The 9,287-nt window shown below is 74.7% G+C and carries 12 protein-coding genes; 11 read left to right on the top strand and 1 reads right to left on the bottom strand.

Annotated features, from left to right (window positions below; translation table 11 throughout):
* The 9 genes from I53_RS27775 to I53_RS27735 all read left to right on the top strand — a co-directional run.
* On the top strand, positions 1–633 hold a 633-nt coding region (locus I53_RS27775; RefSeq protein ID WP_043357075.1), incomplete at its 5' end, for a hypothetical protein.
* 2 nt (positions 634–635) lie between these two features.
* Entirely contained in the window at positions 636–1,580 is a 945-nt protein-coding gene (locus I53_RS27770) for a nonribosomal peptide synthetase MxaA (RefSeq protein WP_187294426.1), read from the top strand.
* A gap of 4 nt (positions 1,581–1,584) precedes the next feature.
* Positions 1,585–2,643, top strand: coding sequence for a vWA domain-containing protein (locus I53_RS27765; RefSeq protein WP_043357074.1), 1,059 nt, complete (start codon positions 1,585–1,587; stop codon positions 2,641–2,643).
* On the top strand, positions 2,640–3,272 hold the full coding sequence (locus I53_RS27760; protein WP_043357072.1) for a hypothetical protein: 633 nt from the start codon (positions 2,640–2,642) through the stop codon (positions 3,270–3,272). The genes I53_RS27765 and I53_RS27760 overlap by 4 nt, the downstream gene beginning before the upstream one ends.
* Complete coding sequence (locus I53_RS27755; RefSeq protein ID WP_187294425.1) at positions 3,269–4,336, top strand: vWA domain-containing protein; 1,068 nt, start codon at positions 3,269–3,271, stop codon at positions 4,334–4,336. Before I53_RS27760 ends, I53_RS27755 begins: the two co-directional genes overlap by 4 nt.
* Positions 4,337–4,338: 2 nt before the next feature.
* Entirely contained in the window at positions 4,339–4,893 is a 555-nt protein-coding gene (locus tag I53_RS27750; protein ID WP_043357070.1) for an SRPBCC family protein, read from the top strand.
* Between the two features lie 8 nt (positions 4,894–4,901).
* A complete protein-coding gene (locus tag I53_RS27745) occupies positions 4,902–5,843 on the top strand; it encodes a YncE family protein (protein WP_043357068.1) in 942 nt (313 codons plus the stop codon).
* The gene (locus tag I53_RS27740; RefSeq protein WP_043357066.1) at positions 5,840–6,361 is read left to right on the top strand and encodes a hypothetical protein; all 522 of its coding nucleotides are present in this window, start codon (positions 5,840–5,842) and stop codon (positions 6,359–6,361) included. The genes I53_RS27745 and I53_RS27740 overlap by 4 nt, the downstream gene beginning before the upstream one ends.
* Positions 6,358–7,050: a response regulator transcription factor gene (locus tag I53_RS27735; protein ID WP_078947215.1), complete on the top strand. Its 693-nt coding sequence runs from the start codon at positions 6,358–6,360 to the stop codon at positions 7,048–7,050. The genes I53_RS27740 and I53_RS27735 overlap by 4 nt, the downstream gene beginning before the upstream one ends.
* Before the next feature lie 38 nt (positions 7,051–7,088).
* Here the strand turns inward: I53_RS27735 and I53_RS27730 are convergent, their stop codons facing one another.
* The gene (locus I53_RS27730) at positions 7,089–7,466 is read right to left on the bottom strand and encodes a hypothetical protein (protein ID WP_043357064.1); all 378 of its coding nucleotides are present in this window, start codon (positions 7,464–7,466) and stop codon (positions 7,089–7,091) included.
* 95 nt (positions 7,467–7,561) lie between these two features.
* Between I53_RS27730 and I53_RS27725 the strand changes: the two genes are divergently transcribed.
* On the top strand, positions 7,562–7,858 hold the full coding sequence (locus tag I53_RS27725) for a hypothetical protein (protein WP_236952738.1): 297 nt from the start codon (positions 7,562–7,564) through the stop codon (positions 7,856–7,858).
* A 339-nt stretch (positions 7,859–8,197) separates the two neighbouring features.
* Positions 8,198–9,287, top strand: a 1,090-nt coding sequence (locus tag I53_RS27720; protein ID WP_043357077.1) for a PAS-domain containing protein, incomplete at its 3' end; no start/stop codon positions are given.

The raw sequence follows: 9,287 nt of genomic DNA, 5'->3' as shown, positions 1-9,287 counted from the left end.
GTCGAGACCTGGGTTCTGGTCGATCTCTCGGCCTCCATGGGCTTCCGCGGCACGGCGGACCGGACGCGGCTCACGGGCGATCTCTGCCGGGCGCTGGCCGTCTCGGCGACCCGGATCAGCGACGGGTTCGGCCTGATCGGCTGCGACGAGACCTTGCGCGACGACCTCACCCTGCCCGCCACCCGCCACCGGGGCGCGGCCGTCGCCGCCGCCGAGCGGGTCGCGGGCGCGCCCCGCGCGGGTCGCGGCTGCGCCGGCATGCTCGAGGCCGCGCGGCGGCTCGCCGGGCGGCCGAAGCTCGTCTTCCTCGCCTCCGACTTCCGCTGGCCCGAGGCCCTGATCGCCCAGGTCTTCGCCGCGCTGGCGCCGCACGACACGGTGCCGATCCTGCTCGCCGACCCTGCCGAGGCGGAGGCGCTGCCGGCCTTCGGCCTCGTCGAACTCGACGATCTGGAGGGCGGCGGCCGCCGCGTGGTCCTGCTGCGCCCGAGCCTGCGCCGGGCCTGGATCGCCCGGGAGCGAGACCGGATCGCCGCCCTGGAGCGCGCCGCCGCGCCCTTCGCCCGCCGGGTCTTCCAGCTCGCCGGGCGCTTCGACGCCCAGGCGCTCACCCGCCACCTGATGACGACCTGAGCATGGGCGCGCGCGTTCCCGCCCTCCTGCTGGCCGGCCTCCTCGCCGCGCCCCTCGCCCTGACGGCCGGCCCGGCGGCCGCGCAGGTGCGCTCCGTCGAGGTGCGCAGCCCGCGGCCCTTCGGAATCTTCCTGGGCGACCTCGTCGAGGCGCAGGTGGAGATCCTGGCCGATCCCGATTTCCGGCTGCAGCGCGCGACCCTGCCCCAGCCCGGTCCGGTGACCTACTGGCTCGACCTGCGCGCCGTCGCGGTCGACGACGTTACGGTGGCCGGCGCCCGGCGGGTGCGCTTGCGCCTCACCTACCAGAGCTTCTATGCCGCCCTCGACGCCCGCACCCTGGAGGTGCCGGGCTTCCCCCTGACGCTGGCGAGCGAGGCGGCGACCGGCCTGACCACCGCCGCCGTCCAGGTGCCGGGCTGGAGCCTCGGCGTCTCCCCCCTGCGCGAGGTGCAGCCGCAGCGGCGCGAGGATCCGGCCGAGTACCTGCGCCCGGACGGTCGCGGCGGGCGGATCGATCCCGGGCCGGATGTGGCGGCGGCGGCGGGCCTCGGGGCCCTGGCCGGCCTCGCGGCGCTCGCGCTGGCGCATGACCGCGCCTGGGGGCCGTTCCGGACACGGCGCGGCCGTCCCTTCGCGACGGCCCTGCGGGTGCTCCGGCGGCAGCGGGCGGGGGCCGAGCCCGATCAGGCCTACCGGGCGGCGCTGCTGGCCCTGCATCGGGGGCTCGACCAGACCGCCGGCCGGCGGGTGCTGGCCGACGATCTCGGGGACGTCCTCGCGCGCCACGGGGCGTTTCGGGGGCAGGCGGAGGGGCTCGCGCGCTTCTTCGAGGCCTCGCGCCTCGCCTTCTTCGGCGGCCACCTGCCCGCCGCGCGCGCGGCCTGGCCCCTCGCCGAGGCCGAGATGCTCCTGACCCGCCTCGCGGCGGCGGAGCGGAGCGCGTGACGCCGTGACCGATCTCCTCGCCCGCCTTGGCGCGACCGAACCCTGGATCCTGTGGCTGCTGCCGCTGGCGCTGCTGCCGCTGGCCCGCTCGGCCCTGCGCCGGACCTCCGTGCCGGCGGTCGCCGCCGCCCCGGCCGATCCCCTCTCGGCCTGGCTCGGCCGGGCGCTGACGCTCGCCGGCATCCTGGCCATCGCCGGCCTGATCGTGGCCCTGGCGGGCCCCTACCGGACGGGGGCGCGGATCGAGCGCCTCGGCATCGGCGCGCAGGTGTCGCTGCTGATCGACCGCTCGGGCAGCATGAACGAGACCTTCGCGGGCCGGCAGCCCTCCGGCGCCGAGGAATCGAAGGCCGCCGCCTCCCGGCGCCTCCTGGCGGATTTCGTCGGCGCGCGGGGGCACGACCTGTTCGCCGTGACGGCCTTCTCCACCGCGCCGATGCTGGTCATGCCGATGACCGACCGCCACGACGCCGTGCGGGCGGCGATCGCCGCCATCGACCGGCCCGGCCTCGACTACACCAATATCGGCCGCGGCCTCGGCATGGCCCTGTCGCAGTTCGGTGTCCATGTCGGCGCCTCGCGGGTGCTCCTGCTCGTGTCCGACGGCGCCGCGGTGATCGACCCGCGCATCCAGGACCAGCTGCGTGCCGCCGTCGCGCGGATCCGGCCGAACCTGTACTGGCTGTTCCTGCGCACCAAGGGCTCGCCCGGCATCGCCGACCGGCCGGCCGGCGAGGACACGCCCCAGGCCGCGCCGGAGCGGCACCTCGACCTGTTCTTCAAGAGCCTCGGCGTGCCCTACCGCGCCTTCGAGGCCGAGGGCGCCGCGGCGGTGGAAGCCGCGATCCGGCAGATCGAGGCCCTGGAGCGGGACCCGATCCCCTATGTCGAGGAGCGCCCGCGCCGGGACCTGACCGGGCTCGCCGCCGCGCTCGCCGCGCTGGGCCTCGCCGTGCTCGTCCTCGCCAAGCTCGTGGAGGCGGACCTCGCGAATGCGCCGGCGGAGGCGGAGGCGGAGACGGCGACGGAAGCCGCGGGCGCGGCGCCGCGGAGGGCGGCATGAGCTCCGGCGCCCTCCTCGACGGCCCGGCCCCGCGCCGCCGCGCCGCCCTTCCCCGCCTCGGCGTGGCCGCGGCCTGGCGCCGGGTCCGGCCGGCCCTGCTGGTCGCCCTGCCGCTGGTCCTCGCGGCCGCCGCCCTGTGGTTCGCCGTCTCGGGCTGGAGCGCCGCGCGCGACGACGACCGGATCGCCGCCCTGGAGGCGGGCCGCGACCGGCCGGTCGACCCGGATGCGCGGCCGGCCCTCCTGATGGCGCGGATCGGCTTCCTCGCCGCCCGGGACCGTCTCGGCGAGACCGAGCCCCTCCTCGACGCCCTCGACCGCGCCGGCGCGGTGCGGGAGGCGGCCCGGGCGCGGTACGTGATCGGCAACGCGCGGATGCGGCAGGCCTTCGTGCTGATCGGCCGCGGCGATCTCGACAAGGCCGCGCCCCAGGTGACGCTGGCGCGGCAGGATTACCGCCGCGCCCTCCAGGCCCGGCCCGAATTCTGGGACGCCAAGTACAATCTCGACGTCGCCTCGCGCCTCGTGCGCGACTACCCGGAATTCGACCGCAAGACCGGGGACGAGCTGCGCGCCGAACCGAAGAAGATCTGGACCGACATCCCCGGCCAGCCGCGGGGCGGCCCGTGAGACCGCGGCGCGTCCTGCCCCCCGTTCGGCCCTCCGTCCTGCCCCCCTTCGTCGCCAGCAACCTGCGCGACGGGCGGTTCCGCATCCTGGCGGCCGCCCTGGTGCTGGCGCTGGCAGCCCTCGTCGCTCCGCCGATCCCGTTCACCCGCACCGGCGTGTCGGTGCTGGCGGTGGTCGACATCACCGGCAGCATGGCGGTGCGCGACTATCCCGCCGCCGCGGGATCCGTGAGCCGGCTCGAGACCGTCAAGGCGGCTCTGCGGGCGATGCTGCCCGACCTCCCCTGCGGCTCGCGGGTGGCGCTCGGCCTGTTCACCGACCGGCGGCCGTTCCTGCTGTTCACGCCGGTCGAGGTCTGCGCCGATTTCGCGCCGCTGGACGGCGCCATCGCGGCCCTCGATCCGCGCATGGCCTGGGAGGGGGACAGCCGCATCGCGGCCGGCCTGTTCCGGTCGATCGCCATGGCGGGGGAGATCGACGCCGACCTCCTGTTCCTCACTGACGGCCAGGAGACGCCGCCCCTGCCGGCCTCCGGCGGCCCGACCTTCGACGGCAAGCCCGGCGCGGTGCGCGGGCTGATCGTCGGCGCGGGCGGCTACGGCCTGTCGCCGATCCCGCGCTTCGACGATCGCGGCCGGCCGGCGGGCTTCCTGGGCGAGAGCGACGTCCAGCAGGAGAACCGCTCCGGGCCGCCCCCGGCCGACGCGGAATCGCGCGAGGGCTACAATCCGCGCAACGCCCCCTTCGGCGCCCAGGCGGCCCATGGCAGCGAGCACCTCTCCGCGGTCCGCGAACCCTATCTGAAGCGCCTCGCCGCCGAGACCGGCCTCGGCTACGCCCATCTCGACGGGCCGGGCGGCCTGGCCGCCCCCCTGCGCGCCGCGGCGACGCCGCGCCCGCTGCCCGGCCGCCTCGACCCGCGCCCCGCCCTCCTGGCGGCGTCCCTGGGGCTGACGCTCCTGGCCCTCCTGGCGAACCCCCTCGCCCTCGTCCAGCGCGCGCGCCGCGGGCGCGCGGCCCACCCTGTTCAAACCCTCGTTCCAACCGGACCGATCAGGACCTGACCATGCGGATGCCCCTCGCCCTCGTCCTGGCCGTCGCCGCGGGCCTTGCCGTCGTCGGCCTCGCCGGCGCGGCGCTGGCCCACGGGCCGACGCCGCAGAAGATCGACCAGTCGATCACCATCCAGGCGCCCCCGGACGCGGTCTGGAAGGTGGTGGGCGATTTCGGCGGCATCGGGCGCTGGCACCCCGACGTGGCCAAGGCCGAGGCCAGCGGCGGCAATGTCGAGGGCACGACCCGCCGGGTGACCCTCAAGGCCGGCGGCACCCTGGTCGAGGGGCTGGACGAGTGGCTGGCCGACGGCCGGACCTACTCGTACCGGATGTCCGACCCGGACCTGAAGGCGCTCCCGGTCTCCTCCTACTCGGCGACCCTCACGGTGACCCCGGACGGGACCGGCTCCAAGGTGTCGTGGATCGGCCGCTTCTACCGGGGCGACACCGGCAACGAGCCGCCGGAGAACCTCAGCGACGAGGCCGGGCGAACGGCGATGAACCGCTACTTCGCGGACGGGCTCAAGGGGCTGAAGGCGGCCGTCGAGGGCCGGACGACCCATTGAGGCCCCGCATGCGCCACCTCCGGCTGATCGCGACGCTCGCGCTCGCGGCCGCCACCGGGACCGGTGGCGCGTCCGCCTCCGCCGACCCGGTCTGGGTCGTCAGCCAGCAGGGGGCCGAGCTGGCGCGGATCGAGGCCGGGACCGTGGCCGGGCGGATCCCGCTCGGGCCGGCGCCGGTGGCGGCGGCCACCGACCGGGCCGGCCGCCTCTATCTCACCCACCCGGACGGGCGCGCCGTGACCGTCGTCGAGCCCGGCAAGCCGCCCCGCCGCCTGCCCGTCCCCGGCCAGGCCTTCGGCCTCGCGGCGAGCCCCGACGGCGCGCACCTGTTCGTCGGCGACTGGTCGGGCGACCGCGTGCTGCGGATCTCCGCGGCGACCGGCGCCGTCGAGGGCACCGCGGCGGTGGGGCACGAACCGGCCCATCTCGTCCTCGACCGGCGCGGGCGGCTCTACGTCGCCGACCGCGAGAGCCGTCAGGTCAGCGTGATCGACACGGGGACGATGACCCGCGTGGCCGTCGTCCCGACCGGCGAGGCGCCCTTCGCCCTGGCGCTCGCGCCGGACGAGGCCAGCCTCTACGTCGCCAACGTGCGCAGCGGCGACCTCACGGTGATCGACACGGCGACGTTGCGGGCCCGTGCCACGGTTCCGGCCGGCCGGATGCCCTACGGCGTCGCGGTCACCGGCGACGGCAGCCGGATCCTGGTCACCAACCAGCATGCCGCCGCCGTGACGGTGATCGATGCGGCCCGGCTCGAGATCGTCGCCACCGTGGCGGTGGGGCCCTATCCCGAGGGCATCGCGGTGGTCGGTCCGCGGGCCTACGTGGCGAACTGGTTCTCGGACGATGTCTCGGTGATCGATCTCGCCACGTGGCGCGAGACGGCGCGCATCAAGGTGGCGGAGGGCCCGCGCACGGTCCTGGCGCCGGGGGAGCCCGCGCGATGAGACGGGCCTGCCGCATCCGGATCGCGTCCGGCCTGGTCCTGCTGGCCCTCGGCGCCTGCAACCGGGACTCGGACGAGCGCGGCGACGCCGCGGGCGCGGTGGTCGCCACCACCGCCGAGGGCACCCTGCCGGCCTGGCTCGCGCCGACCGACGGGACCGACCCGGGCCGCTGGCTCGCGGGCCGGGAGGCCGGCAAGGCCCTGCCGGCCGACGAGCCCCGTGTGCGCGCGATGGCGGCGGCGCTGGCCCGGGCCCGCGACGGCTTCATCGAGGATCCGCGCATGATCGCCAACCGCACCGTCCAGCTCGGCCAGATGCTGGCCGAGGCCGGCATCGGCGAGGGCTACGGCGCGATCCTCGACGGGCTCGGCGGGATCGCGGCCGAACGCGGGCGCCGCAAGAGCCTCTACGGCGAGATGTGCCAGCACTATTACAACGCGCGGATGCAGGGGGCCGACCATGCGGCCGCGCTGGCGCGCCTCGCCGCCCCGCATCCGGTCCTCGAGGGCACGCCGTGAGCGCCGCCCGGGCCTCGGCCGATTGGCCGGCGGGGGGGGACGGTGCGGCCATCCTCGACGCGGTGCTGATCGTCGACGACCACCCGGTGGTGCGGCGCGGCTTCCGCCACCTCGCGGAGGATGCCGGCGTCCGGGCGGTCCACGAGGCCGCCGACGTGGTGTCGGGATACCGCACGTTCCACCGCCACCGTCCCGGGCTGGTGGTGACCGACCTCGGCTTCCGCGACCAGGGCCTCTCCGGCCTGTCGCTGATCCGCCGGGTGCGGGCCCTGGAGCCGGCGACCCGTATCCTCGCCTTCAGCATGCACGACGACCCGGTGATCGTCGCCCGCGCCATCGAGGGCGGGGCGCATGGCTTCGTCCTGAAGGACACGGCGGTGACGCGCTTCCACGAGGCGCTGGCGGCCGTCTCGGCCGGGCACAGCTACCTGCCGCACGAGGTCGCGACCAAGATCGCCATGCTGAATGCCGGTCTGCTGGACTCGCCCCTCGCGCGCCTGACCGCGCGGGAGGTTCAGGTCCTGTCGCTGCTGGGGGCGGGCAAGTCCAACGAGGCGATCGCCGACAGCCTGTCGATGAGCCACCGAAGCGTGTCGGCCATCGTCTCGGGCATGAAGCAGAAGCTCGGCGCCGGCAGCCTCGCCGACCTCCTCCGCATCGCCCTGTCGCGGGACGGGCGGCCGGTGTGAGGCGGGCAGCCGACAGCGCCGCCGACAGCGGGCCGGGGCTACCGCGGCACGATCAGGCCGGGAATGATCGATCCCTGCGGCCCGAACGTCGCCTCGGCCTTCCGGCAATTCGCCGCCACGTCCTTCTGGTAGGCCGCGATGTACCGGGTCGCGATCAGGTGCAGGTCGCCGGTCTCCAGGCTGGCGGCATCGACGCCCAGGGCCTCGACGGTCTGCTTGAGGCGCGCGGGATCGCTCCGCAGGCCGGGGCATTCGAGGTTCACGAATCCGGCGAGCCCGGCGAGCTTCGCCGCCTGGTTGCGCCGCGGGTCGCCGGCCGATGGGTCCTGAGTCTGGGTCTGGGTCTGCGCCTGGGCCGTCAGCAGGCTCAGAAGGAGGCCGGCCGAGACCAGACCGGACAGACGGACCACGCGCATGGCTTCTCTCATCCTGTTCGAAGAGCAGCGCGTCCGTCCACCGTCACCGCTGCGCAGAGTCACGCAGGGTTATGCCGCAGGATCGGGGATTTACAATGCAGACCAAGCTTATAATCGTCTTAATTGCTCTGACCTGCGGGACCTTGCCGGCGGATGCCGCCCGCCTGACCATGGACGACAAGGCCTCGCTGTGGCCGCGGGCGAGCATGACCGACAAGATCGATTTTTCCAGCCGGATGGGCCGGGCCTTCCACACGCTGTCGCCCAAACTCGACGAAGCGTATTTCATGCGGTGTCTGGAAGAGACCGCCAATATCGGTGACACGAAGGAACTCAGGCTCGAAGAGATGGTGCGGGCCTGCATCTCCCTCGTCCGGGACGAAGGCGAGTGAGCGTCCGGCCGCGCCGGCCTGTGGTGCCGACGACATCCCGGGGGCCGCGAAAGTCAGGATCCGGCCGTGATCCCTGACCACCTTCAGCCCGGGTCCGCCTGTGGTCCGCCTGCGGTCCGCGTATCGGAAAGCTCCGCGGGCGGCCCGGCAAGGGCCGATGCGGCGCGCCGGACGCCCGCGGAACCGTGCTCCATCCGCCTCCGGGATTACACGCAGCAATTGAAATCAGGTCTTCCGGAAAGAATCCGGAAAGCTCCCCGTTGCTAAAGTCCCGCCTGGTGGGAGCGTGCACCGTCCAGCAGTACGTTCGCGCAGGCGGACGAGTGGGATCCCCGGAACATGAACAGTGGGATGGGCGCGCTGCGGGAGAAGGCGAAGCTTCTGGACACCGTCCTCGACACGATGGACCAGGGTCTCATGATGATCGACGCCGCCGGCGTCGTTCAGGTCTGCAATGCCCGCGCCCTCACGCTGCTCGATTTGCCGCCGGCGCTGATGCGGACCCGCCCGACCTTCGAGGCCGTCCGGCAATATCAGATCGCGCAGGGGGAGTTCGGCGCGGCGTGCGAGACCCTGCGGCGCTGGGTGGCCGCGCGCGGGCTGGAGCGCCGCGCCCACACCTACGAGCGCGAGCGCCCGAACGGCACCGTGCTGGAGATCCGCACCGTGCCGCTGCCCGATGGCGGGGCGGTGCGGACCTTCACGGACATCACCGCGCGCAAGCGGGCCGAGGAGACGCTGCAGGTCAGCGAGACGCGCCTCGCCCTGGCGCAGGACGCGGGCAGTGACGGGCTCTGGGACTGCGATCTCACGACCGGGGAGGCGTGGTCCTCGGATCGCTGGTGGGGGGTGCTGGGCTACGAGCCCGGCGAGCTGGCGAGCCACGCACAGACGTGGCGGGCCCTGCTCCACCCGGAGGATGCGGGCGCGGCCGAGCGGGCCCTGATCGAGCATCTGAGCGGGCGGGCGCCGACCTTCGCGTGTGAGCACCGCATGCGGCGCAAGGACGGCACTTGGGCCTGGATGATGACCCGCGGCAAGGTCGTGGCCCGCGCCGCGGATGGCCGTGCCCTGCGCTTCATCGGCACGCAGATCGACATCAGCGCCCGCAAGGCGGCCGAGGGGCAGGTGGCCCACATGGCGCGCCACGACGGCCTCACCGACCTGCCCAACCGCGCGCTGTTCTACGAGCGGCTGGAGATCCGGCTCGCCGACCTGCATCTCCACGGCGGCGCCTGCGCGGTGCTGTGCCTCGACCTCGACCGCTTCAAGGCCGTCAACGACAGCCTCGGCCACGCGGCCGGGGATTTCCTGCTCCGGGCGGTGGCCCATCGCATCCGCGCGGTACTGCGGGCCGAGGACATGGTGGCGCGCCTCGGCGGCGACGAGTTCGCCGTGCTGGTGGCCGATGCGGGCGTCCCGCCCACGC

Source organism: Methylobacterium sp. B1 (assembly GCF_000333255.1).
Classification (GTDB): Bacteria; Pseudomonadota; Alphaproteobacteria; order Rhizobiales; family Beijerinckiaceae; genus Methylobacterium; species Methylobacterium fujisawaense.
This window is presented reverse-complemented; position numbering and strand designations above follow the sequence as displayed.